Consider the following 24,758-nt stretch of genomic DNA (forward strand, 5'->3'; position numbering starts at 1 on the left):
GTTGAAAATCTGAGCAGAAAAGGTAATGAAAGCTTTACTTTTTCAGCCCAAAATCATAGCGTCCTTTTGGCGTAAGGCAATGATCTAAAGGCACATCCCAATCGTCGGCAGGAATCTGGTGCGGCACAGGCGGCAACAGCGACAAGCCGATTTTAAGCACCGAAGCGCGGCAATGCTGCAGAAACTGATCGTAAAAGCCTTTGCCGTAACCGATTCGGTTTCCGTTTGCATCGAACGCTAAAAGTGGCATTAAAACGGTATCTATTTCGGCTTCAAAAACCCGCAGGGCGTTTACCGGCTCCGGAATTCCCCAATGATTTTCAGCAATTTCCGTTTCTGGTAAGATCTCGTAGTGCTCTAATTCCTGGGTCTGAAAATTAGTAACCGGCACCGCAATTCTGCACGCCGGAAACTCCCGCCAGATTCTGTGAATAATGGGCCAGGTATTGATCTCCCGGTTTTTCAGGATCGGCAAAAAAACGTGAATAACCTGTGGTTTTGTGGGCGCGAATCCTTCAAAAAAAAGATCGCAAACCCGCTGGCTAAGTTTTTCGGCTTCGTTCAAACTGAATTGTCTGCGTTCGGCCAGCATCAGTTTCCGGAGGGCTTTTTTATCCATTAAACTTCCTCCTCCAGAATCACGAATTGGTTATTGAATGGCTCAAAAGCGTGCATCAGATCGGCAATAAAATTGGGATTATTACTTTGGAACGAAAGTAAATTATCGCTGCGTTCCTGCAAACCATCGCCGGGAAACAGCTTTTCTTTCAGGACTGCAAGTTGCTTAAAAACGGTTTCATGCTTCGTTTCCTGGGCTTTGGCAATTTTCTTTTCCAGCATCTGCAATACGTTCTGCACTTTTTGAGCTTCCGCGGCTACCGTTTTTTCCAGCGTCGGTTCAATGGTTTTAGCCAGGTTTTCAACTGATGCAAAAGCTTCAGAAATGCTATGCTTTTGAGCTTCCAAACTAATTACCGGCAGATCCAGCTTTTCGCTTACCTGCTTTTTCAAAGCTTGCAGATCTTCAAACAGATCTTCCGCTTTCAGCCCTAATTTCTGCAGCCGCGAGGCGTTGCTTTTATTAATATACATGGCCGAATTCCGCAGCATTACGATTGGAAACGGTATGTTGTAATGCTCAAAAACTGCTTTCAGTTGTAACCAGTAAGCCACCTCCGCACCGCCGCCAATGTAAGCCAGATCCGGCAACAGCATTTCCTGGTAAAGTGGCCGCAGAATTACGTTCGGGCTGAATTTTTCCGGATAAGCCTGCGCCATGCTTTTAATTTCTTCGGTACTGAATGCCAGGTCGGTGTTCAACACTTTAAACCGATCGCCTTCCTGCACAATGCGTTCGCGGCAATTGGCATCCAGGTAAAAAAGGTTTATTTCGCGCGCCAGCACCTGCGGTTTGTAATAAGCGGCCAGCGTTTCGTTGGTCTGGTTTACCAAACGGAAAGACGTATTAGCTAAAAGCTCATTCAGAATAACCGGAATAAGCGTTTTTTTCAATTCCGGATCGTCGCCGTCAACAATCAGCAAGCCGTATTCGCCGAAAAGCTCGTTCACAATTTTGCGTGTTGCTTCGGCTAAGGTCTGGCTTTCGAGGTAAGCTTTTTCAAAAACCGGGAATTTTTCCGGTAGTGCGTCCAGCACTTTTTCCAGGCCATCCGGTTTCATGCTGCCTACCGCCCCTTTTTGTTCCGAAGGCCATTCGTACTTTTTCCCGAACAGGTTAAAATGATTGATCTCGGCAAAATCGTGGTCTTCGGTGGCCATCCAGTAAACTGGCACAAATTCATTTTCGGGGTAGGCTTTTTTCAGTTCCCGGCAGGTTTTTATGGCGCTCACAATTTTGTAAACGAAGTAAAGCGGACCGGTAAAAATATTGAGCTGATGGCCGGTAGTTATAGTAAACGTTTTCTCCTGCTGCAGCAGCGCCATGTTCAGTTCTACGGCCGGGTTTTTCTCTACATTTCCGTACTGTTTTTCCAGCGCATTAACGAGCGTCTGGCGTTGCGCCACCGGGAAATTGCGGCGTTCTTTTATCTGTTCGCCAAAATTTTCCAGCGTCGGAAAACGGTTCAGAAACGGTTTTACATGCGGTTCTTCAGCCACATAATCGGTAACGAGTTTCGAAAATGAATGCGTGGCGGTATATGGAAGCGTAGTAATTTTCATGCGAAAAAGATAAGAAATGCAATTATACGGAAGTCTGAGATTTACTTTTTATAAATTCACGTATTTCGATTGTCCCCCTTTGGAGGGGGTTGGGGGGAGGATTTACATTATCAGGTCATCCCGACGACAGGAGGGATCTCTTCGGGCTGGTAGAAAAGCCAGAATAAAAGTTACTACTAACTTGGTGAGATCTCTCCTAACGTCGAGATGACAAAACGTAAAAATCCTCCCCTACCCCCTCCAAAGGGGGACTTTCGGGAATACGTGCTTTCAGAAATTCCTTTGTACAAAGTAACGGCAATTTCGGGCATAAAAAAACCTTGCAGCTTTTAGCAAACTGCAAGGTTAAAAACGGTAGGGTTTCCGGCGGAAAAAGTCTTATTTCACTACTTCGCCGTAAAGGTCGAAATCGGTATTATCGGTAATTTTTACGTTGGCAAAATCGCCGATGCGAACGTAGGTATCGGTGGCTGGCACCAAAACTTCGTTATCCACTTCCGGCGAATCGAACTGCGTACGGCCTACGAAATAGCCGCTTTCTTTCCGGTCGAATAAAACTTTATAGGTCTGGCCCACTTTTGCTTCGTTCAGTTCCATGGAAATGCCTTGCTGCAGCTCCATTATATCATCGGCGCGCTGCTGTTTCACTTCCGCCGGCACATTGTCTTCTAATGTATAAGCGTGCGTGTTGTCTTCGTGCGAATAGGTAAAAATACCCAGACGTTCGAATTTTGTATCTTCCACAAAGCGGTAAAGTTCTTCAAAATCCTGCTGCGTTTCACCCGGATGACCAGCAATTAGGGTGGTGCGCAAAGCGATTTCCGGCACTCTTTGACGGATCTGATCTACCAGCTCAATAGTTCTACGCTTAGAAATTCCGCGGCGCATGGTTTTCAGCATGTTGTCGGAAATGTGCTGCAGCGGCATGTCTAAATACTTGCAAACATTTTCGCGCTCGGCCATTACATCCAACACTTCCATCGGAAACTGGCTCGGGTAAGCGTATTGCATTCTTATCCATTCCACGCCGGGAACGTCAGACAGATTTCTAACCAGATCAGCCAGTTTGCGTTCGCCGTATTTCTCGAGACCGTAATAGGTTAAATCCTGGGCAATTAAAACAAGTTCTTTGGTACCGGAAGCAACCAGTTTCTTCGCCTCGCCTACCAGCTCTTCAATAGAACGGTCTACGTGTTTACCGCGCATTAACGGAATGGCGCAGAACGAACAAGGACGGTTGCAGCCTTCGGCAATCTTAAAGTAAGCGTAATGTTTGGGTGTGGTTAAAAGGCGTTCGCCAATGAGTTCGTGCTTGTAATCAGCGTCTAAAGTTTTCAGCAGTTGAGGCAATTCCAGCGTTCCGAAATAGGCATCTACCTGCGGAATTTCAACTTCCAGGGAATCTTTATAGCGCTGCGACAAGCAACCCGTTACGTACAGTTTATCGATCTGGCCGGCTTCTTTGGCATCGGCGTATTGCAGAATGGTATCAATAGATTCCTGCTTGGCATTATCAATAAACCCGCAGGTATTCACAATAATAATGTTGGCATCATCCTTCTCCGATTCGTGCGCCACATCAAAATCGTTGCCGCGCAACTGCCCCATCAACACTTCCGAATCTACCAGGTTTTTAGAACAACCCAGGGTAATTACGTTGTATTTGTCTTTCTTTAAGCTTCTTACTTTCACTTCCTACTTTTATTTACTGCCGGAAAATCCTGCAAAGGTAACAATTTTATAGCGCATTACCGGAATCCAGAATTGCATTACATTCGCGGGTAACAATCCGGAAGGCATAAAGATTCAGCAAAAGCAGTTTTTCAGGCAGAAAGCATAGCGTTTTTATTCCGCCGGTGCGGTTCTAAATGCTGCACTGCCATTTCCTATTACACCAGAACCGGAAATTCCTTCTGCATAGATCCTGAAATTGCTCACCGCATCAGACGTTGGGAAAGTAACTTCTGCATTTCCGCTGGCATCTGTTTTCAGGCTTGGGTTCCAGTATAAAAGCGGCCGGAAATCTGGAATCTGCGATTGTGTATTGACTATTGGCGGCACGTAAAATTCGCGGGCCATCGCAACGCCCGGAACCGTGATCTGGTATTTATCATCTAGTTCCGGCGAATTAAAATTACCGGCTTTCGTTTGAATTGCAATTACCCCCTGGTTACCTATTGAGCCGAATTGCCGCAGGGTTTTGGAAGAATTATAAATGCTCACTTCTTTAATCAGATCAGCGTTCAGCCGCAGAATTAAGTCATCGTTCCAGGTTGGCCGGCCATCTATAAAATACATGGGCGGATGTTTAAAAAAATCGCGCTTATCTTTACTTATCATGCGCGTTTCCGGCTCTGCGGTGGCAGTCAGAACCCGCACATCGGGCACAATTTCTTTCAGAACTTCTTCAAAATCTTTCAGCGCTTCGTATTTTTCCAGCACGTAAGTTTTATCAGGCGCGGTTATTAACCACTTTTTAGTTTCAACTGGCGTTGTTTCAGACTTTTCCGCTTTTAAACCATACGCTTTTTCTATCTGGCTGCGCATAATATTTTTTTGAAACAACAGGGTATCCGAAGTATTAACAGCAAAGAAATCGGGCCAAACAATTTCTGTTTCCTTGTCTGTTTTTATCTGCGCGTTACGAATAAAACTGTCGTTCTGCCACACCTGGTAAGCATACCGTTGGGTAGCTTTATTGCCATCGGAATGAATGCTGAATTTCCCCTCTTCATCAGATATTACTACTTCCGATTCGCCGGTTTTATGATCGAGCAAGTAAATTACGGCCTGCGCCAGCGGGTAATTATTATTCTCTACGGTGCCCCGTAAAACCATTTCCGGCTCGTGCTTAAATGTTGGTCTGGCTTTTCCGGCATCGGCAATCTGGGTCCAGGTAAAGCGCCGCCAGCCCTGAGTCAGCAATAAATTATCGAGTGCTTCGCGAGTCTCGGGTAGATTGTTATTAAAATAAAACCCCGGATTTTCGATATTGCCAGCAAGATCTGATGTCAATAATAAGTTAGAAAAGATGGTTTGCTGCAAATTAATAGAGCCTGTTTGCTTCAGGTCCGAAACCGCAAGGGAAATTTCGGTTTGCAAAGGTGCGCCGCTTTCGTCGGTTACTTTTACATTCACCTTTACTTTTTCGCGTCGGTTATAAATATCTTGTTCGGGCGTGAGCTGAATATGAAAACGGCGCTGATTATTCACAAAGAACAACCGTTCAGCTTCGGGCTTACCCGTTTCATTAAATACCGTTACCTGCGCAATGCCATCGCGAAGTTCGCTTTTGTCGATTATCATGCGGTTTCCGGCCTTCATTTCTTCCAGAAACAGTATAAATCCGCGACTTTGCACCACTACATAAAATTTTTCCTTCACCCGATCAGGTGAAACCGCCAGGCTTATATGGGAACTGTTATTGGTATACTCTGCAACAGTTAAAACCAAACCACTGCTCATAACCTGCGGCAAAGCAAAGGTTTGCTTCTGTTTATTAGCTAACGTTATCTGGGCGCTATATTTTTTCCCGGCAGCCGGGGTAAACGTAAAGCTTCCCATACCAGCCTGCAAACTTTTAAACTGAACAACTGTTTTACCAGCTTCATCTAAGATTTGTCCTTCTACCGGTAAACCCAAACCCTGCGTATCAAGCGCCTTGAACCCTACTTTGCTTTTCAGGCCGGCAACCAGGTTTCCGCTTTCCGGAAAAAAGTTCAGCGCAGCCAGCGTTTGCTTTTGTGCACCCGCAGATTTGCCCGTAGCCGTTCCAATTACCGTCAGAGATTTTTTATAAAAAAACTCCGGACTGAAATTGCGCATCCAGTGCGTATAAGCCACCAGCGTATAATTACCCGGCAAAAGTGAATCTGGCAATACCAGTTGCCCGGCCGCCAAGCCGTTAAACGCAGAAATTTGTTGGGTTATTACCGCCGTTTTGCCTGTAGAAATTAGACTTACTGTTACTATTTCGTAACCATTCACCGGAAATAAAGATGCAACATCTACCAGATAAGCTTTAAACCAAACGGTATCGTATGGAGCATAAAAACTGCTGGCAGTGTGTAAATGTACCTTCTGCGGAACAAAGGTTTGTGTAAATTGTTTTACATCGCTTACCAGCTTGTCTTGCCAGTTTACTCCACTAACCAGTTGGGCATTAGCCAAATGAACGTTAATTAAAAGTGCACAGGTTGTAAAAATGCACAGGAGCGTTCCGGGTCTTAAGATTCTTGTATACAACATTATTACCAAAAGCTAGGCCGTTTAGTTGTAGCACCACTTATTATCCGGCAATCGTCAGGAAAAACAAATGTGCCGGCATAAATACCAAAATCGAAAGGCTGAATAAAAAAGGATTTCTTGCTTACGCCTGCCGCACTAAAATAGCCCAGAACCTGTTCCTGCGGATTCGCTTCGTTTTTAATATTGCTCACTGCATTAGCGGGCGCGGGTTCCTGCACGGAGCCGGTTCCGGCAATCTGATCGTCCAGCGTTTTCCAGAACCTATAAGCGCCCTCAGAAATTGCGAATTGCCGAACCTCTACAAAATGCTTATTCTGAAAATATCTTGGTTTAAAAGGGATCTTCGAAACTTCCTGCCCTACCAAGGCATTCCCGTTAAATTGCAGGTCTTCCCGAACATTCACAACGCTGCTTTTTTCACTGACCCAACATTGATGGCAGCAATCTTTAGGAGCAGGAACCGGTTTGCCGTTATGATCTACACCCATAAAATTTTCAGGCTGGGTAGTTACTTCGTAAGTATTATTAAAGATCCAACGGTAGAAATTGCGTTCATTGCCGGGATCTTTGGTATCTACCAGAATTGATACATAGTTTACAGTTACCTGATCATTCTTTTCATTCACGATCACCACCGGTTTCAGGCGCGCATATACGCGGTCTATTGGTTGGGCAGCGCGCAGCTCTTCGGTTTCCGAAACGTATTGCTTGCCATCGCGCAGCTTTACACGCAAAGTATACTTGCCGCCAACCCGTCCGCGAATAGCCGCCGAATCGGTTTCATAAACGCCCGGATGCGTTTCTTTGAGTGTTACAGTTTTGCCATTCTCATCAGAAATTGTTACTTCCGCATTTCGCACGCTGGGCTCAATATCGCTGAAATAGCTGCCATACTTAAAAGTGGTGGTCAGGTTTACAGTATAAGGCCCGGGTTCATCGGTTATCATGCCACTTACCACCAGCATTTTTGCAGGTTCCTCTGCCTCAAAATCTAAAGGTTTAATGCACCCTGATAGAAGGAACGGCAAGACAATTAATATGTATTTATAAGCAGCATGCATATGCTTAAAATTTAAAGTTATAACTGATAGAAGGAATAGCCGTGCCAATTACAGCCAGTCTGAAAACCTTCGGTTGCGTGCCATAAGTATGGCGATAGAAAACCGAATAAGCATTATCGCGGGCATAAACGTTATATACCGCCAGGTTCCAGTTGCCTTCCCATTTCTTATTTTTCCGCAGGTTGGTGAGCAAGGTCAAAGAAACATCCAGGCGGTGGTAATCGGGAATACGGTATTGATTCCGGTTCCCATAATAAGGAACTACGTTGCCTTCTATTACATAAAAGGCGGTGGAAGCTGTAAACGGCCGACCGGTGCTGTAATTAAAATTAGCCGAAGCGCTTAAGCGGCGGGTGATCTGGTAATTCATTACCAGGTTCAGGTTATGCGGCTTATCGTAGTTAGTAGGGTATTTATTATTGTTATTGATCTGTTCTTCAGCAAAAGCGCTGTTGGTTTGCAACCACGACCTTGAGTATGCATAACTTCCCCAACCGGTAAGCCGGCCTCCTTTTTTATTCACCAGCAACTCCACGCCATACGCTTTCCCGGTTGTTGCTATAAGTTCGGTTTCCAGGTTTTTATTCAGAAACAGGTCTGCGCCTTCTTTGTAATCGAGCTGATTTTGAATTTGCTTATAGTAAACCTCTACCGAAGTTTCTATGGCATTCTGTCTCAGGTTCCTGAAATAACCCACCGAAACTTGGTCGCCGATCTGCGGCTTGATGTGGCTGTTACTGGTTTTCCAGATATCTACCGGTGAAATGGTAAGCGTATTGGAAACAACATGCATGTATTGGCGGGTACGCGAATACCCGGCTTTTACAGAACTCTTTTCATCGAAAGCATATTTTACGAAAAACCGGGGCTCGGCGCCCTGATAACGCTGAACGATATCGTTTTCACCATAAAAAGTGGAATCTGTTAACGTGAACTCATTTTTAGGCGCACCAGACTGGTAATTATACACTACCCCATTGCCATAATTCTGATATAAAGAATAGCGCAGGCCAACGCCAAAAGAAAGCAACGGGCTTAATTCAATTTCATCGTTCACATAAACAGCCGTTTCCAGTGCACGATCATCGGGCAATGTTTCTGGGTTAATATTGGAGTCTTCGGCTGTTGGTTTTAGTTCCCCTTGTTCATAATTATAAAAAGTGCCCCTGCCACCAATATTCATTTTTTGCTTTCCCTGGCGTATTAGTAGGTCGGCATTAAAGCCTTGCTGCCTGATACCACTGGTATATTGCGCTTCGTTGCCCGGCGCATTAAAATCGAGGTTCATGGCGTAATCACCCGAAAATCCCGTGGCATTCAGGATAAGCTTTTCTGAGAAAATATGATTTAAACTTACGCTGGCATTACTGGTAGAACTTGAGTAAACGGTATCGGCGGAGAAGCCAAAACTATCGTGGCTGCGGTAACCCGAAGCAATTACCTTGGTTTTTTCTGAAAGCAAGGCGCTGAATTTAATGGTACCATCGTAAAAAGATGCCTTGTCGTCGCGTAAGGATGCATTCGGAAGCTTTTTAAAGATCCAGTCCGAATAACTACTTCTGCCAGCCAGCAAAAACGATCCTTTTTTATTTAATACCGGCCCTTCTACAGCCAATCTTCCTGACACAATTCCAATTCCGCCGCTTCCCTGAACCTTTTCATAACTTCCTTCTTTTTGTTTCACATCCAGAATTGAGGAAAGCCGCCCACCCAATTGTGCCGGTATAGCGCCCCGGTAAAAAGTTACCTCCTGCACCACATCTGGGTTAAACACTGAAAAAAAACCGAACAAGTGCATTGGATTAAAAACCGGGACATTATCCAAAAGGATCAGATTCTGGTCGGTATTGCCGCCGCGCACGTTAAAACCAACTGCTGCTTCGCCTACTGAAGTTACCCCCGGAAGCATCTGCACGCTTTTCACAACATCAACTTCTCCCAGCAGCGCCGGCATTTTCTTCATTTCCATTATAGAAAGCTTATTAACCCCAATCTGGCTGCCAGATACGTTATTGTTCTTACTTTCTATTTCCACATGTACCTCGCTAAGGTCAAAGGCTTTATCCAGCAATTCGGCATCTAAAGTTCCGTTACCGTTAAGCTGAATCAGGCGGGTTTGGGTTTCAAGCCCAATAGAACTGATCGTAATTTCATATATGCCGGGCAGTAACTTTAATTCATAGCGGCCATTAATATCAGCAACCGTTCCAATTCCCAGCTTTTCGATCCGGATGTTGGCACCAATGGCAGGCTCATTGCGTTTGCCATCTTTCACATTCCCGCTTAAACTAAGTTTCTGGTTGCGGGGAGCAGGCTTCGGGCCACCAATCACTTCGACTTTCTGTCTGGCAACCCCAGGTTTTGCGCGGGGAATATTTCCAGCCATTCTTCCGGATATTTCAGGTACCAGAACAACATTGGCGGCATCATAAACCACGAAATTCAGTTCCGTCTTGCTTAAAACAGTTTTCAGGGTATTATCTAAATCCTGGTTGGTTAGCACCGCCGAAACGCGTTTATTGCTGAACCATTCGGGTTTATAAAAGATCTTTATGTTAAACCTCGTTTCAATTTCTTTCAGGGCCTCAACGAGTGGTTTATTGGTAAAAGTGGCAGTAATAGTTACCGGCTTTTTATCCTGCGCCTGCAATGCGAAAGCTAAAGAAATACACCAGAAGCAAAGGGCAAGTAAAACTATTTTTCTCATCTATTTTTTTAAACTGCAACGCAAGAGAACAACCGGGTTTCTGGCAAATAATTATTTAAGCGAAAATTTAAGGATTTTAAAGCTCAAATTGAAATTATATAATGTTAAACCCTATTTTACTTAAGCCAAAAACCATCAAATGCCGTGCAACCACCTGAAAGACAATCACAAAACCTGCAACCCTTAGTCTGGTCATAAAAAAACCGTAGCGTTTCCGGCATAAAAACTCATGCTGAAAACGCTACGGTTTTGTGCAGAAAAACTGCTTATCTTTATTTCTTTCTGCTGAAAAGCGAATCTACAAACTCGTATTTATTAAAGATCTGCAAGTCCTCGATCTTTTCGCCTACGCCAATATATTTTACCGGAATTTTAAATTCGTCGGAAATACCGATCACCACCCCACCTTTGGCCGTACCATCCAGCTTGGTAATGGCCAGGGCCGTTACGTCGGTAGCTTTGGTAAACTCGGTGGCCTGCAAAACGGCATTCTGGCCAGTAGAACCATCTAACACCAATAAAACTTCGTGCGGCGCTTCTTCAATGAACTTCTGCATTACCCGTTTTATCTTCGAAAGCTCGTTCATTAAACCAACTTTGTTGTGCAAACGGCCGGCAGTATCTATAATCACCACATCAGCACCCATTTCCACGCCTTTTTTTACTGCATCGAACGCTACAGAAGCCGGGTCCGTGTTCATACCGTGCGAAATTACCGGCACGCCAACACGCTCTCCCCAGATGATCAGCTGATCTACGGCAGCCGCCCGGAAAGTATCGGCAGCACCAAGTACCACTTTTTTACCGGCTTTATGAAATTGCGCAGCAAGCTTACCAATAGTAGTAGTTTTGCCTACCCCATTTACGCCCACCACCATAATTACGTATGGCTTAATTCCGGCCGGAAGCGATATTTGGGTACCTTTTCCTGAATTATTTTCTTCCAGCAAAGCGGCTACTTCCTCGCGCAGAATTTTATCAAGCTCCGAAGTGCTCACATATTTATCGCGGGCTACGCGTTCTTCAATGCGTTTAATGATCTTGATCGTGGTTCCAACGCCCACGTCAGAATGCACCAGCATTTCTTCGAGATCGTCGAGCACCTCTTCATCTACCTTGGCTTTGCCAACCACGGCTTTGCTAAGCTGGTCGAAAAAGCTGGTTTTGGTTTTCTCAAGTCCTTTATCGAGCGATTCTTTCTGTTCTTTCTTGAAGAAGTCAAATAATCCCATAGGGGCGGAAGCTGTAAGTGAAAATAAAAATCGGTTAAAAATACCGGAAAAAGAATAAACTAAAAAAGTCCCGACACGTGCGTGAGGGACTTTTTTAACTGAATGAGATCAGCGCAATTATTTAGCGGCTAAAAACTCCTGTACTTTATCTACAGGCACCATTTCTTCTCTGAAGGTGTAAGCACCGGTTTTTTCGGATTTTACAGCCTTAATTACTTTTGCCCAGTCTTTACCGGTAGAAGTTTTGAGGGTTGCAACTACTTTCTTAGCCATCGTTATTTAATTTCTTTGTGTACAGTTACTTTTCTCAGGTTGGCATTGAATTTCTTCATTTCCAGACGCTCAGGGGTATTTTTTCTGTTCTTGGTAGTGATGTAGCGGGAAGTACCTGGAACACCAGAGTTCTTCTGCTCGGTGCACTCCATAATTACTTGTACGCGGTTACCTTTTTTAGCCATCTCAACTATCTTTTAAAAATCTTTGCAAATTTACTATTCACCTTTCGGAATAACAACTAAAGCGCTTAAAAATAAAATCAAAGCCCCGGAAAACCTGCGTCTTCCGCCTTGTATTTACTTTTCAGCCCGCCGGCGCTACTGTTTTCGCAACAGGAACCGGGCTTATGCGCTTTTATTTAGTAGCTGATAAAACCTTCGCGGTGTGCTTTTTTCAACACTGCGGCAATACCATTCTTGTTGATAGCGCGCAAAGCTGTAGTAGAAACTTTCAGCGTGATCCAGGCATCCTCTTCCGGGATGTAGAAACGCTTTTTCTGTAAATTCGGGTAGAACTTACGTTTGGTTTTATTGTTGGCGTGGGAAACGTTATTTCCTACCTGAGGTCTTTTGCCGGTTAAATCACAAACTCGTGCCATTTCGTTTTATCAGTTTTATTCTAAAGGGTTGCAAATATCGGAAGAAAGAAACAAAAAGTCAACCCCAAATCTAAAATTATTTGAGTTTCACTGCTTAAAGCCGTTCTGCCGCGTTTTTACTTCAAGGCTTTGGCTTACTTTCCTGCGCTTTTCTGAAACCATAAGGGCAATGCTTACACCCACTCTTGCAACAATAACCGCGCTTCAGGTGGTATTGAGCCGTAAAAACCATTAAACCCTGTTCATTAAAATAATAATCTCCGGGTTCTAAAGGTGGCAACGGTTTATTCAAAACAGTAAACTTTGCTATGCTTTCAGGCTGCAAAAGTAGGAAATTAAACTTGTACTTATACACTCCGGCCGCAATTTATTTAAAACCAATTCTTTACTCTGCATTTAAAAGCTCCCGCTTTCAGCCATAAACCGGCCCCAGAGCGGCCTTTCAGCCAAAACGAAGCAGGATAATATCTTTTACTTCAGCTGGTAAATCTGAAGCGCAAAAATATATTAACTTACTGAAATATAGCAAACTACAAAACGTAACAGTCGTAAAAAGAAGGACTTAATTAAAATTTTTACTACAAACTTTTTCGCGCTATGAACACAAACGATCCAATATTTAAAGTTGTGCAAGACCTCCGGGACCGCGGCTTTATTCATACCTTCAACATTCAGGACAACGGTATTTATTGCCCCGAACTTTCAAAAGAAGTAGCTCCCGAAGACCTGACCATTGTAGAACAGCACCACATAGACGGCCCGGAAGCGGACGCTGCCAACACCCACGAAGTTTTTGCCGTTGAAACCCAGGACCACGTAATGGGCATTATGCTCGATACGTATGCCCAATACAACGCCGCCGAATTTGCCAGCATTTTTAATAAAGTACACAAAAGCAAACCCGGCATGGCTTAAATCTCCGGCAACCCGGAAAACTTACCAACAGCATTTCCGCTGGCAAAGCACCGCCAGCAGAAATGCTGTTTTTTTATGCCGGTATTCTGAAATAAGTGAATGCTGAAATGTGATAGGAAAAGCAAGTAACGGTAAAGGTTGGACTCGATTTTAGGGATGAATTTTCAAATTGTCTGAATTGGGATTTGTCAGATTTAGGGATTAAAGGATTCAACCACCCCTGCCCCTCCTTTTCAAGGAGGGGCGCTTTTCTCCATTACGAATTCACGCCTTTCGCCAGCGCAGCGTCCTTCGACAACCACGTTATCAAGAAAGCTAAACTAAAAAAGAAGCTAACTACGAAGGTGAATGATCCCAGTTTCTGTGAGAGCGGCCTCCGCACTTTCCGACTTTTGCTTTAGCAAAATTGCGCAAGCAAAGGAAAGGGTGCAGCCGCGAACGCAGAAACGAAGCCCGCCCGGCTTGAGGGTGAAAATTGCCGATGAAAGTTAGAAGTCAGCTGTTTAGCAGAAAAGGGGATTCAAAAACGCTAGCACTTTTAGTTAAAAAACTACTGCCCGCCGATGAGGTCCTTCAGAGCTACGCTCGTAATCTTCGCGCTCCCGCGCTCAATTGTGCTCAGGATGACAGAAAAAAAACGGTATGCTTTTCAGCATAAAAACTCAGCAAATCCATTCCTCACTTCAATAAATTCCCACCTTCCACCAAAATCCTTAACTTTACCCCGAAGCAATTTGCTTAAAGCACAGCAAAAACGCTATCATTTCCGTACTGAAAAGTCTGAAAGAGAATCTATTTCCAACCGAATAAAACAAAATAAAACGATGCATACTGCTACCATTACCTCCAGCCAGCAGGCCATAGAACTCGAAGATAAATACGGCGCCCACAACTATCATCCGCTGCCGGTGGTTTTAACGCGCGGCGAAGGCGTGCACCTCTGGGATGTGGAAGGCAAACGCTACTACGATTTTCTTTCAGCTTACAGCGCCGTGAACCAAGGCCACTGCCACCCCAAAATTATTGGTGCACTGGTAGAGCAGGCGCAGCAACTCACTTTAACCAGCCGTGCTTTTTACAACGACAAACTGGGTGTAGCTGAAAAATACATTGCCGAATATTTTGGCTACGACAAGGTTTTAATGATGAATTCCGGAGCCGAAGCCGTAGAAACTGCCATTAAACTGGCGCGCAAATGGGGCTACAAACAAAAAGGCATTGCTCCTAACGAAGCAGAAATAATTGTAGTGGAATCGAATTTTCACGGACGTACCACGGGTATTATTTCCTTCTCAACCGACCCGGATTCTACCGGCGGTTTTGGTCCGTACATGCCGGGCTACAAAGTAATTCCTTACGACGACCTGGAAGCCCTGGAAGAAGCCGTTCAGAACCCGCACGTTTGCGCCTTTTTAGTAGAACCAATTCAGGGCGAAGCCGGCGTTTATGTACCTTCCGAAGGATATTTAAGCAAAGCCAAAGCCCTCTGCGAACAGCACAACGTCCTCTTCATTGCCGACGAAATTCAGACCGGAATCGCCAGGACCGGACAACTACTGGCAACCTGCTACGAAGGCGTAAAAGCCGATATCCTGATCCTGGGAAAAGCATTATCAGGTGGAGTTTTACCGGTTTCAGCAGCACTTTGCAACGATGAAATTATGCTTTGCATCAAGCCAGGCGAACACGGTTCTACGTTTGGCGGCAACCCGCTGGCCTGCGTAGTTGCCATGGCTGCACTTCAGGTAATTGAAGACGAAAACCTGACCGAAAATGCCCGCATTATGGGCGAAATTTTCCGCGAACGCATGCGCCGCATTCAGCAAAACCACCCTGAACTAATTACGCTGGTGCGCGGCAAAGGCCTTTTGAACGCCGTAATTATTAAACCAACCGCCGACGGCCGAACCGCCTGGGATGTTTGCGTTGCCCTGAAAGAAAACGGTTTACTGGCCAAACCAACGCACGGCGATATCATCCGTTTTGCGCCACCACTGGTAATTACCGAAGAACAACTGCATGAGTGCTGCGACATTATTGAGCAAACCATGCTGCAATTCTCCAGCCCGGTAGAAGCCCCGGAAGAACTGGATTAATCATTTTCAGCTGAACCATTTTAAAAGCAAGCGTTTCGGGTAAAACCGGAGCGCTTGCTTTTTTATTTAACGTTGTTAAAAACTACGGTTATCTGCTTATATTGGTGGGATAAACGGAGTTATTACGGATATACTGTAGTTAGCCCAAATTTAAAATTTTAAAAATGAAGAAGCTCTTAATAATTATTATTCTCCTTTGGGCAAGTGGTTCATCTTACGCTTGTAAATGTGTTTCTTACAAGCATTTGATAGAAGCATCTAAAGCTTATGATTATATAATGGTAGGGCAGCTAATCAAAGTTACAAAAGTCGATTCTACTACAAGTCCTGACAAATCTTTTGGTTTGAAAGGAAAATTTGTAGTTTCAAAAAGAATTAAAGGAGTTCTAGAGCAAGATACACTAGAAATAAAAGGTGGCAATGGAGTAGATTGCTTGTACAATCTAAATGAATTAAATAAAAATACTCAATACTTGGTTCTCCTTACAAAAGATAAAAGTTTAGTCAGTTGCGGATTCACAGTTTTTCCAATTCAAAATGGAACTGTAACTGGTAGAATTACTAAATCTAAAAAGCAGGAAATACCCCTCGACCAAGCTGCTTATGAAATAAAAAAGAAAAACAAGAGCTAACCACACCTAAACGTCAGCTACGCCGTCGTTTAGCCAAGTACGTTATTCTCCCATCACCCACAACCAAACCTCGTCTTTTCAACTATAAGGCTTACCACCACTAAAAGCCCGATATGAAAGCCGTGATCCTCCTCGCAACTCTTAAAAAAGAAGGCATTTCCAACACGCAAACGCTATGCGAATTCCTCCAAAAACACCTAAAGGAACAGCAGATAGAAAGCAGCATCATTAAACTGGTAGAGCACAACATTCTGGCGGGAACTTACAGCAACATGGGCGCCGGCGATGCTTGGCCGCAAATTCTGGAGCAACTTTTAGCCGCCGATATCATCATTTTTGCAACGCCCATTTGGTGGAACAACCAATCGTCGGAAATGCAGCGGGTAATTGAACGGCTCGACGAACTGCACGACGAAATTCTGGCCGGAAAAACCTCAAGGCTGGAAGGCAAAGTTGGCGGCATCGTCATCACCGGCGATTCGGACGGCGCGCAAAGCATTATTGCCAACCTCAGCAATTTCTACAACGCCATTGGTTTGCTGCTGCCGCCTTACGCCACGCTTTCGGTTTTATGGAAAGGCCAGGCCAAAGACAAAAACACCAGCCGCGCAGAACTCATGCAAAAATACGAACAGGATTATGCTTCCGCTGCCGAAACCATGGCTAAACAACTTGTAACATTCAGCAAAAAACGTCCGGCTTGATCACAATTTCGCAGCCTTCAATCAAACCAAAAACGCTAAGAAAACAGGCTAAAAAAGTACGAACTTCACCTAAACCCTAATTTCTGCATTTCATAAGCCCGCGATTTTACAAAAATATTTCGCTGGCTTTTTCTATTTTTGAGCAAATCTGCTGCATGAAAACTTCTCAGATATCCTTCCTTTCCTGGCTAATTTTTCTCAATCTGCTTTTCGGTAGTTGCCAAAGCTCCAAACCGCCACTTTTCGTCTCCGGCAACACTGTTCCGCTTACATCGCAACCCGCTCATTTGCCTTCAGAGAATGAACTATATGCGGCTGCAACCATACAAATCCCGGAACCCAAAACGGTAGCAATTCCGGCCGAAAAAGTGCTTCCAGCATCCCGAATAAGTCAACCAAAACCAATTTTCGCATTAGTTCAACCCGACCAACCAACAAATTTCCCAGGCCAAAAACTGCTCCCGGAAAAACCTGACAAAGCGCTAACAGTTAAAACCCAGGATGAACCCGAAAAAGTGCGTGGCCGTACGCTTTCCGGTATTTTTCTGGCGGCCGGCACCATACTATTATTGATTGCGCTGGGTCTGGTAATTGCCGGAACTTCCGGGGCAGGTGTTGTAGCCTGGATCGGCGGCGGTTTATTTCTGACCGGCTTTATTTTTTCGATGGTTGCTTTGCTGGGCCGTTAAACCCGCAAACTGCGCCCGGGAACACGAGCCAATCTAAATTTAGTTACCTTTGAAAAAAAAAAATACGGTTTCCTGCTTATTCCGAGGCCTTGGCCAAACAGAATTGTGGAAACCACACGCCGATTGCCGGCCGCAATACCATGAAAGAATCCTTCGAAAAAAAGTATCACGAAATAGAGAAAAACCATTTCTGGTTTAAAGCAAGAAGACAGTATATTCTGCAATATTTAAAGAATTGTCCCCGCAACAGCCGCATCCTGGATATTGGCAGTTCTTCCGGTATTTTACTGAACGAACTGGCCGAAATGGGTTTCGAGCGCAGCAATCTTTATGGCGTGGATATCAGCGCGAATGCGATCCGGAATTGCAAGGAAAACGGTATTCAGAATGCGTTTGTAATGGATGCGCAAAACATTACGCTGGAACAAAAATTCGACATCATAATTGCTTCCGATTGCCTGGAGCATTTAAAAGACGATGAAAAAGCGCTGAAGAACTGGAATAGTTTACTGAAAGCAGACGGCACGTTATTGGTTTTTGTGCCGGCTTTAATGGCATTATGGAGCGAGCACGACGTAGAAAACATGCACTTCCGGCGCTACACCAAAACCGAACTCGAAACCAAACTGAAGCAGAACGGCTTTCAGATCAGCAAAGCCAGCTACTGGAATTTTTTCCTGTTCCTGCCCATTTACGCCGTTCGCCTTTTAAGCCGCCTGAACCTCTTCAAAAAAGGCAAAACCGGCGATCTGGAAGACGAAATGAAATTCAACAGCTTGTTCTACAACCTGATCAATTCCGAAAACAAACTCCTGAAATACATCAATTTACCGATTGGCGTAAGCACGTATTGCATTGCTAAAAAGCAGGCTTAAAAACGCTATGGGTTTCGGCTGAAAAACTCAATCATCCGTTTCCAGCATAAAAATTGCGTTTACCGTTGTATCAAAAACTTCCGAAATTTTAATAGCCAGCACTGTAGAAGGCACGTAACGCTCGGCTTCAATGGAGTTAATAGTTTGCCGCGAAACGCCCACTTTATCTGCCAGTTGTTGCTGGGTTAAATTCAGTTTGGCGCGCTCCACTTTCAGCGAATTTTTCATGCTTCTTCGCCGGTAAGCTTCTGAAGGTAAAAGGTAGCTAAATAAGTAAAGAGCATGAGCATGGCTAAACCCTGACCCGTTAACGGTTGCAAGGAACTTTCTTTAAACAACAGGTTCCACGAAGACCAGATGATGGCGCTGATCACCGCCCCCACAAATCCACCAGCAAAGGCTTTAGTTTTAGAGGTAAAGGTTCGCTCATCTTCTACTTTCTCTTTGGCCAGCGCAATAAATAGGAGACCTAAAATAAAGAAATTCAGGCCGTAGGTTTTGGCTGGTTCTAATTGTTCCGGCGCAAGACCAAACCAGGCTTCTTTCATTCCTATTAGAAACAGCGCCGCTAAAACGGCAATCCCCAAGCCAATAAATTTAAATCTGTGAGGAATAAGATTGAATTGCGGGTCTCTCTTTTTCATTTTACATAGCAAGTTTATTTTCCATAATGACAAATATACTTTCCATTACGAAAAAATTAAATAGCCGGCAAAAATCTAAGTAATCATTTTCATCCTGATCATTAGCGGTTAAAAACGCTATCCCTTTGGCTCCAAAAACTGCCAATAATCATTTCATTCCCCGGGCATTAGCCGTACCTTTGCAGCAGTTTAAACTTAAATGCATAGTATTATGAATTTAACCCGCCGGCCGCGCCGCAACCGCAAATCCGAAGTGATCCGGAACATGGTTCAGGAAAACTTTGTAACCGTAAACGATCTTATCTTTCCCATATTTGTTGTAGAAGGCCAGAATCAGGCTATTCCCATTACTTCTATGCCGGGCATTTCCCGCTTCAGCACTGATAGAATGCTGGACGAAATTGCCAGCTGCGTAGAACTTGGCGTAAAAGCCTTTGCCCCTTTCCCGGTTATTTCCGAAGATAAAAAAGACCGCTTCGCCATGGAAAGCTACAACAAAGAAGGCCTTTTCCCGCAGTTCATTGCCGAAGTAAAAAAGAACTTCCCCGATGTAGTGCTCATGACCGACGTAGCCATGGACCCTTATTCCTCCGACGGCCACGACGGCATTGTAGATAACGGCGAAATTCTGAACGATGCAACGCTGGATATCCTGGCAAAAATGGCCCTGGAGCAAGCCCGCGCCGGCGCCGACATCATCGGCCCAAGTGATATGATGGACGGCCGCGTAGGTTTTATCCGGGAGCATTTAGACAAGAACGGTTTCAGCAACGTGGCCATCATGAGCTACACCGCCAAATACGCCAGCGCCTTCTACGGCCCGTTCCGCGAAGCCCTGGATTCGGCCCCGAAATTCGGCGATAAAAAAACTTACCAGATGAACCCCGCCAACTCCCGCGAAGCGCTTCTGGAAGCTGAACTAGACACGTTGGAAGGCGCCGACTATTTAATGGTAAAACCCGGCTTACCGTACTTAGACATCATCAAAAGCCTCCGCGACAACTCGCATTTACCAATTGCCGCCTACAACATTTCCGGCGAGTACGCTATGGTAAAAGCTGCGGCTGCCAACGGCTGGATCGACGGCGAAAAAGCAATGGCCGAAGTTTTATTAAGCTTCAAACGCGCCGGCGCCGATATCATTCTTACTTATTTCGCGAAGGAATTTGCACAGTACCTGAAAAAGATGAACGGCTAAAAAACGCTATGCCTTCAGGCAAAAAAGTCAGCTCCACAAACCTGCAGGGCTGACTTTTTTTTATTTCTGCCAGAAGTGGTAAAATGTTCCCCACAACTAATTTGTCTGAATTTGGATTCGTCAGATTAATGGATTTTCAGGATTATCGGGATGGGTTTGTTTTCTCTTTGAACAAACTTTATCCTTTAAAGTAAGCAACACAGCAGATCAACCACCCCAACCCCTCCTTATTAAGGAGGGGAGCTTTTACATTCCTGCTCAATTCAGTAATTTCACTCAAACGCGGAGCGGAGTACGATCAACGAAACCGAAGAACTTCAAGCAAAATTTGCGCTTACGGCAGCAAATTTTGCTGCTTGCCTAGCCACTGATGCTCACTATCCAGGCACTGTCCAGTTTACTACAAAGAAGAAATGTACCACGGTGGCCTTTTGTCAAGCGCACTGTTTGAGCGGTCAGCGAGTTTGCGCTTAACTTGACTTTTTTGGTTCTGGGGGTAGGGGCCCTCTTTATTTGTGTCAAGACAAAAAGAACACGAAAGCTCATTATGAAAAAAAAGCTAACTGATAAAAGAGAAAATACCAACTATGAAAAACGGTATTCTTTATAGCTAAAAAAGTCAGCATGCTACAAACCCGAAAAGATCTCTCCTATCGTCGAGATGACGATAAAAAAACGCTATCCTTTTCTATTTAAAAACTCAAAATTTTCCTCAAACCCCGAAAAAACCGTACCTTTTTAACCGCAAATACCCGTTAAAGAACAAACCCTGCTTTGCTTTAGCCTGAAACTATGGAAGAATCAAAACCAAAGATCCGCTTATTACGCATAACCATTGCCGCGCTTCTGGCCGAACTCATTCCGCTGGTTATTCTCATAATAGCCGTAACGGCCTATGGTTATATTGCCACCCCGGCGCAGGACAAAGCTGCATTGGAGGCATTTGCTGGGAAAGCCGGGCTTTATATCGGGCCAATTGCCGGAATGCTGGCTGCTTTGGGTATGGGTTTCTGGGCTGCCCGCAAACTTACTAACTCTCGTTTATTGCATGGTTTGCTTACCGGCGCTTTTATTGTACTATTAGATCTGGCTATTTTTGCCAAGCCCAAAGCCGATTTCGATTTAACCGATGTTCTTGTTTTAGTTGGGAAATTTTTAGCAGCTACCCTGGGCGGTTACCTGGCCGACCGCCGCTACCAAAATCTGCCCGCCGAAGCCCGCGAAAGCCACCGTTTAATTTAAGTTTCCCCGAATTTGAAAGATTATTACCAGATTTTATCCGTTCCCGGAAATGCTACGCAAACCGAGATCCGGAAAGCTTTTTACAAACTGGCCAAACAATATCACCCGGATAAAAACCCAAACGCCGCGCACCACCACAAATTCCTGGAAATAAACGAGGCCTACGAAATTCTGGGCGACAAAAGCAAACGCGAAATTTACCATTACCGCTGGGTTACTTATAAAAATCAGCCGAAAGCCACCACACCTGGCCCGCAACCTTTTAACCGGCCAAATCAAACCCAGGCAAGAAGACCGCAGGCAACCTACCGGCCACCTCAACCACCGCCGCATTTCCGGCAACATTACCAGAATTACGCCCGCCCAACTTACCAGGAATACGAACCAATTTTGCGCCGCGTGTGCCAGATCATATTTTTGGTTAGCATCCTGATCGTAGCCGATAAATTCCTAGCCCACCGTTTAGAGAACGAAATCATTACCCGCGTAGAGATGTCTTTAACTGATACCAGCAGCGAATCGCCGGTTTACATAAACACCAAAAACACCCGCTTCCGCATCAATTTCCGCGACCTTAAGGGCAATTACCTATCTACCGGACAGGTGGTTACTTTATGGCGCACCCCGTTATTTTACCAGATCACGCACCTAAAAGGCACCGGCGAAAAATTCCCGGTAAACAAAGGCACGGTGTATCACAACTTCTTTATTCTACTGTTGCTGCAAATGGCCGCGGCGGCTGCCGGGTTAAGTAAAAAGATGCGGTGGCAGGCCCGCATGAATGCCGGCATAATTGCTGGCTGCTTCGGCATGATAACGCTTATTTTGCTTTACATGAGTTTTTAAGCCCAAAAGCATAGCGTTTTAGGAAGAAAAAAACGGTACTTACAGCGGATCGGCGGTAACTTTAAAGCGCATATTTGCCTTAATAGTAATATCATCGGCAATGGCTTTGCGGAGGCGCGCTTTGATAATTACTTTATAACTCGGAGCCTTGATGTATTTATCCAGTTTGGCACCCGTAGAAACCAGTTCAATAGTATTCTGGCCTAGCGGAATATCGTTGTAATAAGCAATGCGCAGCTCTTCGTTGGCATCGTTGGAAATGTAAATATCAATATCTTTCAGGAAATCGAAATTCTGGTTTGGGTCGGTTAACGAAAGTTTCAGTTTATCCAGGCTTACATCTTTTACCAGGTCGGCGCGCGTATCGTTATTCGCAAATTCACTCTCAGAATTAGTATTTACGGCCACCGGCGAAAGCGGAATAAGCGTGCCTAACGGAAAACCGTTACTAAGCTGCGACGGAATTTCGATGGTTTGTTCGTCTTCTATGTAAAAGGTGAGCAACTTATCTACTTTATCGCAGGCGGTTAAACTAATTCCCAACAGAAAGGTCAGATACACAAGAATAGTTTTCATAAGAAAAATGGTAGGGTTTTAACGTAAAAAAGTCTTCCCCTGCTGCCAGACAAATCTGGTGCCGGAAAAGACTTCTCATACGCAAAACCTGCCGCGCAGGGTTTAGCAGATTATTTCAGCGGATTGGCCGTAACGGTATAAGTAATGCGGGCCGTAATACTCAGATCGCTGGTTACCTGCCGGGCCATTTTATAATCTTTCAGGATCAGGGCATACGTACCGGCTTTCACGTATTTGGCTACGCTGGCATCGGTTGGGGTAAACACCAGTTTCTTGCCCACATTCGTCGGAATTGCGCGGTTATAAGCCATCAGCAACGGGTTCGGATCATTCACATCAGTAGCAATATAAATGTCTACTTTTTCCAGGAAACTGAAATCTTCGGTAGCATTATCGGGCATGGTTAAGTACACTTCGCGCACTTTTACTTCCGTCACCAGGCTGGTGCTGGTGTTGTTCTTTTGGAAACTCGCTTCCGTATCGCCGGCCACGCCGCTTACCGGCAATGGAAAGTTAAACCCGTTGGCCGAAGCCGCATACGCCGCATTTATTTCGTCTTTGGTAGCTACAAAGCCTTTTTCATTCTTAATATCGAAGCTGAAAAGTTTATCTACCGGATCTTCCTCTTCTTTCTTACAACCTGAAAATACGGCCACCACCAGCAGCAACAATAAATAGTACGACTTTTTCATATAGCGCTTAAAATGAAACGTTTAAAATAAAAGAAAGCGGAGTTAAATATAAACATATCCAACTCCGCTTCCAAGTTTTTCAACAAAAGTTATAGCGTTTTGTTTACTAATCCATCATATCGGCAGCCCGCGGCGGGTCTGTGTGGCCATCTTTCCAGCTCATCGGGTAGTTAGGGTCCAGATACTGCATGGCCTCTTCGGTAATGTAAAGCGGCTTGAACGTATCGATCATCACGGCCAGTTCTTCGGTAGCCACTTTGCCAATGCTGGCCTCTATGGTGCCCGGGTGCGGACCGTGCGTAATACCGCTCGGGTGGATCGTGAACGAAGCGATATCAATGCCTTTGCGGCTCATAAAGTTACCTTCCACGTAATATAAAACCTCGTCGGAATCTACGTTGGAGTGGTTATACGGCGCCGGAATTGCCTGCGGGTGATAATCGTATAAACGCGGCACGAACGAGCAGATCACAAAGTTATGCGCCTCGAAGGTCTGATGTACGGGAGGTGGCTGGTGAATGCGGCCGGTTATGGGTTCAAAATCGTGAATGGAGAACGCGTACGGGAAGAAATAACCATCCCAACCCACCACGTCCAGCGGACTGAAATCGTAGTAATACTGGTGTAAAAACCCTTCGCGCTTGATCTGCACCAGGTATTCGCCTTTTTCATCTTCCTGCACCAGTTCGCTTGGCGCCCGCATATCGCGCTCGCAAAACGGCGAATGCTCCAGCAGCTGGCCAAAATGATTGCGGTAACGGCGCGGCGTTTCTACCGGGCTGAAAGATTCAATAACGAGCAAACGTACCTGCCCTTCGTTGAACCGGAATTTATGAATAACGGTACGCGGAATTACCAGGTAATCGCCCGGCCGGAATTCGATCTTTCCCATCTGGGTAAGCAAATCGCCCGAACCTTCGTGCACAAAAACCACCTCGTCAGCAATGGAATTTTTGTAGAAATATGCCATTTCCTTTTCGCTCGGGTTACAGATACTGATCGCGCAGTCGTTATTCGCCATCATGGTGCGGCGCGCTTTCAGGTAATCGGTTCCGGTAGTTTTTTCACCCAGCGTTCTTAAGTGGCTCGGCGCATATTTTGCTTCCTTGGCCAGCTTATAACTAAACGGAACCGGCTCGCCGATGCGCTCAATTTTGGTGGGCGGATTTTTATGATAAAGCAACGAAGAAACCCCGCTGAAACCCAGCGTACCCACCAGCTGTTCGGCATACAAGCTGCCGTCCGGCTTCCGGAATTGCGTATGTCGTTTCTGCGGAATGCTTCCTAATTTATGGTAAAAAGGCATAATAGAAAGGTTTAAGCCAAAAGATAAAAAACGGTATCGT

General features: G+C 45.0%; 25 protein-coding genes. 9 read left to right on the forward strand and 16 right to left on the reverse strand.

Annotated features, from left to right (window positions below; genetic code table 11):
• Nucleotides 1–34: 34 nt before the first annotated feature.
• The 11 genes from ACFPIB_RS11740 to ACFPIB_RS11790 all read right to left on the reverse strand — a co-directional run bounded on the left by ACFPIB_RS11740 (nt 35) and on the right by ACFPIB_RS11790 (nt 12,658).
• Nucleotides 35–619, reverse strand: coding sequence for a 5-formyltetrahydrofolate cyclo-ligase (locus ACFPIB_RS11740; RefSeq protein WP_378017652.1), 585 nt, complete (start codon nt 617–619; stop codon nt 35–37).
• Nucleotides 619–2,181 (reverse strand): bacillithiol biosynthesis cysteine-adding enzyme BshC, encoded by a 1,563-nt coding sequence (gene bshC, locus ACFPIB_RS11745; protein WP_378017653.1) that lies wholly within the window; start codon nt 2,179–2,181, stop codon nt 619–621. Before bshC ends, ACFPIB_RS11740 begins: the two co-directional genes overlap by 1 nt.
• 378 nt (nt 2,182–2,559) lie before the next feature.
• Nucleotides 2,560–3,873 (reverse strand): 30S ribosomal protein S12 methylthiotransferase RimO, encoded by a 1,314-nt coding sequence (gene rimO, locus ACFPIB_RS11750; RefSeq protein WP_378017654.1) that lies wholly within the window; start codon nt 3,871–3,873, stop codon nt 2,560–2,562.
• Nucleotides 3,874–4,026: 153 nt separating this feature from the next.
• Nucleotides 4,027–6,351: a hypothetical protein gene (locus tag ACFPIB_RS11755; protein WP_378017655.1), complete on the reverse strand. Its 2,325-nt coding sequence runs from the start codon at nt 6,349–6,351 to the stop codon at nt 4,027–4,029.
• Between the two features lie 80 nt (nt 6,352–6,431).
• Nucleotides 6,432–7,490, reverse strand: coding sequence for a DUF4249 domain-containing protein (locus ACFPIB_RS11760; protein ID WP_378017656.1), 1,059 nt, complete (start codon nt 7,488–7,490; stop codon nt 6,432–6,434).
• A gap of 4 nt (nt 7,491–7,494) precedes the next feature.
• Nucleotides 7,495–10,197, reverse strand: a complete 2,703-nt coding sequence (locus ACFPIB_RS11765; protein WP_378017657.1) for a carboxypeptidase-like regulatory domain-containing protein — start codon at nt 10,195–10,197, stop codon at nt 7,495–7,497.
• Between the two features lie 272 nt (nt 10,198–10,469).
• On the reverse strand, nt 10,470–11,429 hold the full coding sequence (gene ftsY, locus ACFPIB_RS11770; RefSeq protein ID WP_378017658.1) for a signal recognition particle-docking protein FtsY: 960 nt from the start codon (nt 11,427–11,429) through the stop codon (nt 10,470–10,472).
• A 117-nt stretch (nt 11,430–11,546) separates the two neighbouring features.
• Nucleotides 11,547–11,702, reverse strand: a complete 156-nt coding sequence (locus ACFPIB_RS11775; RefSeq protein WP_200506030.1) for a DUF4295 domain-containing protein — start codon at nt 11,700–11,702, stop codon at nt 11,547–11,549.
• Between the two features lie 2 nt (nt 11,703–11,704).
• Entirely contained in the window at nt 11,705–11,887 is a 183-nt protein-coding gene (gene rpmG, locus ACFPIB_RS11780) for a 50S ribosomal protein L33 (RefSeq protein WP_378017659.1), read from the reverse strand.
• Nucleotides 11,888–12,063: 176 nt separating this feature from the next.
• On the reverse strand, nt 12,064–12,303 hold the full coding sequence (gene rpmB, locus ACFPIB_RS11785) for a 50S ribosomal protein L28 (protein WP_200506028.1): 240 nt from the start codon (nt 12,301–12,303) through the stop codon (nt 12,064–12,066).
• 121 nt (nt 12,304–12,424) lie between these two features.
• Nucleotides 12,425–12,658 carry a DUF5522 domain-containing protein gene (locus ACFPIB_RS11790; RefSeq protein WP_378017660.1) on the reverse strand — a complete coding sequence of 78 codons (234 nt, stop codon included), beginning with the start codon at nt 12,656–12,658 and terminating at the stop codon, nt 12,425–12,427.
• A gap of 242 nt (nt 12,659–12,900) precedes the next feature.
• Here ACFPIB_RS11790 and ACFPIB_RS11795 point away from each other — a divergent pair, with 242 nt between their 5' ends.
• The 6 genes from ACFPIB_RS11795 to ACFPIB_RS11820 all read left to right on the forward strand — a co-directional run bounded on the left by ACFPIB_RS11795 (nt 12,901) and on the right by ACFPIB_RS11820 (nt 18,214).
• Complete coding sequence (locus tag ACFPIB_RS11795) at nt 12,901–13,218, forward strand: hypothetical protein (RefSeq protein WP_378017661.1); 318 nt, start codon at nt 12,901–12,903, stop codon at nt 13,216–13,218.
• An 824-nt stretch (nt 13,219–14,042) separates the two neighbouring features.
• Nucleotides 14,043–15,314, forward strand: coding sequence for an ornithine--oxo-acid transaminase (gene rocD, locus ACFPIB_RS11800; RefSeq protein ID WP_378017662.1), 1,272 nt, complete (start codon nt 14,043–14,045; stop codon nt 15,312–15,314).
• A gap of 164 nt (nt 15,315–15,478) precedes the next feature.
• Nucleotides 15,479–15,946 carry a hypothetical protein gene (locus tag ACFPIB_RS11805; protein ID WP_378017663.1) on the forward strand — a complete coding sequence of 156 codons (468 nt, stop codon included), beginning with the start codon at nt 15,479–15,481 and terminating at the stop codon, nt 15,944–15,946.
• Nucleotides 15,947–16,059: 113 nt separating this feature from the next.
• Complete coding sequence (locus ACFPIB_RS11810; RefSeq protein WP_378017664.1) at nt 16,060–16,650, forward strand: flavodoxin family protein; 591 nt, start codon at nt 16,060–16,062, stop codon at nt 16,648–16,650.
• A gap of 155 nt (nt 16,651–16,805) precedes the next feature.
• The gene (locus ACFPIB_RS11815) at nt 16,806–17,339 is read left to right on the forward strand and encodes a hypothetical protein (protein WP_378017665.1); all 534 of its coding nucleotides are present in this window, start codon (nt 16,806–16,808) and stop codon (nt 17,337–17,339) included.
• A gap of 89 nt (nt 17,340–17,428) precedes the next feature.
• Nucleotides 17,429–18,214 (forward strand): class I SAM-dependent methyltransferase, encoded by a 786-nt coding sequence (locus ACFPIB_RS11820; RefSeq protein WP_378017666.1) that lies wholly within the window; start codon nt 17,429–17,431, stop codon nt 18,212–18,214.
• A gap of 27 nt (nt 18,215–18,241) precedes the next feature.
• Here ACFPIB_RS11820 and ACFPIB_RS11825 read toward each other — a convergent pair whose 3' ends face one another.
• Together ACFPIB_RS11825 and ACFPIB_RS11830 are read right to left on the reverse strand one after the other, a co-directional pair.
• Nucleotides 18,242–18,442, reverse strand: coding sequence for a helix-turn-helix transcriptional regulator (locus ACFPIB_RS11825; RefSeq protein ID WP_378017667.1), 201 nt, complete (start codon nt 18,440–18,442; stop codon nt 18,242–18,244).
• Nucleotides 18,439–18,858: a hypothetical protein gene (locus ACFPIB_RS11830; RefSeq protein WP_378017668.1), complete on the reverse strand. Its 420-nt coding sequence runs from the start codon at nt 18,856–18,858 to the stop codon at nt 18,439–18,441. Before ACFPIB_RS11830 ends, ACFPIB_RS11825 begins: the two co-directional genes overlap by 4 nt.
• A gap of 211 nt (nt 18,859–19,069) precedes the next feature.
• On the opposite strand from ACFPIB_RS11830, the gene hemB reads away from it, so the two are divergent.
• The 3 genes from hemB (at nt 19,070) to ACFPIB_RS11845 (ending at nt 22,144) form a co-directional block, all read left to right on the forward strand.
• Complete coding sequence (gene hemB, locus ACFPIB_RS11835) at nt 19,070–20,056, forward strand: porphobilinogen synthase (RefSeq protein WP_378017669.1); 987 nt, start codon at nt 19,070–19,072, stop codon at nt 20,054–20,056.
• Nucleotides 20,057–20,848: 792 nt separating this feature from the next.
• A complete protein-coding gene (locus ACFPIB_RS11840; protein WP_378017670.1) occupies nt 20,849–21,298 on the forward strand; it encodes a hypothetical protein in 450 nt (149 codons plus the stop codon).
• 12 nt (nt 21,299–21,310) lie between these two features.
• A complete protein-coding gene (locus tag ACFPIB_RS11845) occupies nt 21,311–22,144 on the forward strand; it encodes a J domain-containing protein (RefSeq protein ID WP_378017671.1) in 834 nt (277 codons plus the stop codon).
• A 39-nt stretch (nt 22,145–22,183) separates the two neighbouring features.
• Here ACFPIB_RS11845 and ACFPIB_RS11850 read toward each other — a convergent pair whose 3' ends face one another.
• The 3 genes from ACFPIB_RS11850 to ACFPIB_RS11860 form a co-directional block, all read right to left on the reverse strand.
• Nucleotides 22,184–22,720, reverse strand: coding sequence for a hypothetical protein (locus ACFPIB_RS11850; RefSeq protein ID WP_378017672.1), 537 nt, complete (start codon nt 22,718–22,720; stop codon nt 22,184–22,186).
• Between the two features lie 110 nt (nt 22,721–22,830).
• A complete protein-coding gene (locus ACFPIB_RS11855; protein WP_378017673.1) occupies nt 22,831–23,412 on the reverse strand; it encodes a hypothetical protein in 582 nt (193 codons plus the stop codon).
• Nucleotides 23,413–23,518: 106 nt separating this feature from the next.
• The gene (locus ACFPIB_RS11860; protein WP_378017674.1) at nt 23,519–24,718 is read right to left on the reverse strand and encodes a homogentisate 1,2-dioxygenase; all 1,200 of its coding nucleotides are present in this window, start codon (nt 24,716–24,718) and stop codon (nt 23,519–23,521) included.
• Nucleotides 24,719–24,758 lie beyond the last annotated feature (40 nt).

The sequence above is a fragment of the Adhaeribacter terreus genome (assembly GCF_042657365.1).
Classification (GTDB): Bacteria; Bacteroidota; Bacteroidia; order Cytophagales; family Hymenobacteraceae; genus Adhaeribacter_A; species Adhaeribacter_A terreus.

What these genes read in the sequence shown, in the direction of transcription:
- ACFPIB_RS11740 (WP_378017652.1), bottom strand. Translation starts at nt 619, where the DNA reads ATGGATAAAAAAGCCCTCCGGAAACTGATGCTGGCCGAACGCAGACAA.
- bshC (WP_378017653.1), bottom strand. Translation starts at nt 2,181, where the DNA reads ATGAAAATTACTACGCTTCCATATACCGCCACGCATTCATTTTCGAAA.
- ACFPIB_RS11760 (WP_378017656.1), bottom strand. Translation starts at nt 7,490, where the DNA reads ATGCATGCTGCTTATAAATACATATTAATTGTCTTGCCGTTCCTTCTA.
- ACFPIB_RS11765 (WP_378017657.1), bottom strand. Translation starts at nt 10,197, where the DNA reads ATGAGAAAAATAGTTTTACTTGCCCTTTGCTTCTGGTGTATTTCTTTA.
- ftsY (WP_378017658.1), bottom strand. Translation starts at nt 11,429, where the DNA reads ATGGGATTATTTGACTTCTTCAAGAAAGAACAGAAAGAATCGCTCGAT.
- ACFPIB_RS11775 (WP_200506030.1), bottom strand. Translation starts at nt 11,702, where the DNA reads ATGGCTAAGAAAGTAGTTGCAACCCTCAAAACTTCTACCGGTAAAGAC.
- rpmG (WP_378017659.1), bottom strand. Translation starts at nt 11,887, where the DNA reads ATGGCTAAAAAAGGTAACCGCGTACAAGTAATTATGGAGTGCACCGAG.
- rpmB (WP_200506028.1), bottom strand. Translation starts at nt 12,303, where the DNA reads ATGGCACGAGTTTGTGATTTAACCGGCAAAAGACCTCAGGTAGGAAAT.
- ACFPIB_RS11795 (WP_378017661.1), top strand. Translation starts at nt 12,901, where the DNA reads ATGAACACAAACGATCCAATATTTAAAGTTGTGCAAGACCTCCGGGAC.
- rocD (WP_378017662.1), top strand. Translation starts at nt 14,043, where the DNA reads ATGCATACTGCTACCATTACCTCCAGCCAGCAGGCCATAGAACTCGAA.
- ACFPIB_RS11805 (WP_378017663.1), top strand. Translation starts at nt 15,479, where the DNA reads ATGAAGAAGCTCTTAATAATTATTATTCTCCTTTGGGCAAGTGGTTCA.
- ACFPIB_RS11810 (WP_378017664.1), top strand. Translation starts at nt 16,060, where the DNA reads ATGAAAGCCGTGATCCTCCTCGCAACTCTTAAAAAAGAAGGCATTTCC.
- ACFPIB_RS11815 (WP_378017665.1), top strand. Translation starts at nt 16,806, where the DNA reads ATGAAAACTTCTCAGATATCCTTCCTTTCCTGGCTAATTTTTCTCAAT.
- ACFPIB_RS11825 (WP_378017667.1), bottom strand. Translation starts at nt 18,442, where the DNA reads ATGAAAAATTCGCTGAAAGTGGAGCGCGCCAAACTGAATTTAACCCAG.
- ACFPIB_RS11830 (WP_378017668.1), bottom strand. Translation starts at nt 18,858, where the DNA reads ATGAAAAAGAGAGACCCGCAATTCAATCTTATTCCTCACAGATTTAAA.
- hemB (WP_378017669.1), top strand. Translation starts at nt 19,070, where the DNA reads ATGAATTTAACCCGCCGGCCGCGCCGCAACCGCAAATCCGAAGTGATC.
- ACFPIB_RS11840 (WP_378017670.1), top strand. Translation starts at nt 20,849, where the DNA reads ATGGAAGAATCAAAACCAAAGATCCGCTTATTACGCATAACCATTGCC.
- ACFPIB_RS11850 (WP_378017672.1), bottom strand. Translation starts at nt 22,720, where the DNA reads ATGAAAACTATTCTTGTGTATCTGACCTTTCTGTTGGGAATTAGTTTA.
- ACFPIB_RS11855 (WP_378017673.1), bottom strand. Translation starts at nt 23,412, where the DNA reads ATGAAAAAGTCGTACTATTTATTGTTGCTGCTGGTGGTGGCCGTATTT.
- ACFPIB_RS11860 (WP_378017674.1), bottom strand. Translation starts at nt 24,718, where the DNA reads ATGCCTTTTTACCATAAATTAGGAAGCATTCCGCAGAAACGACATACG.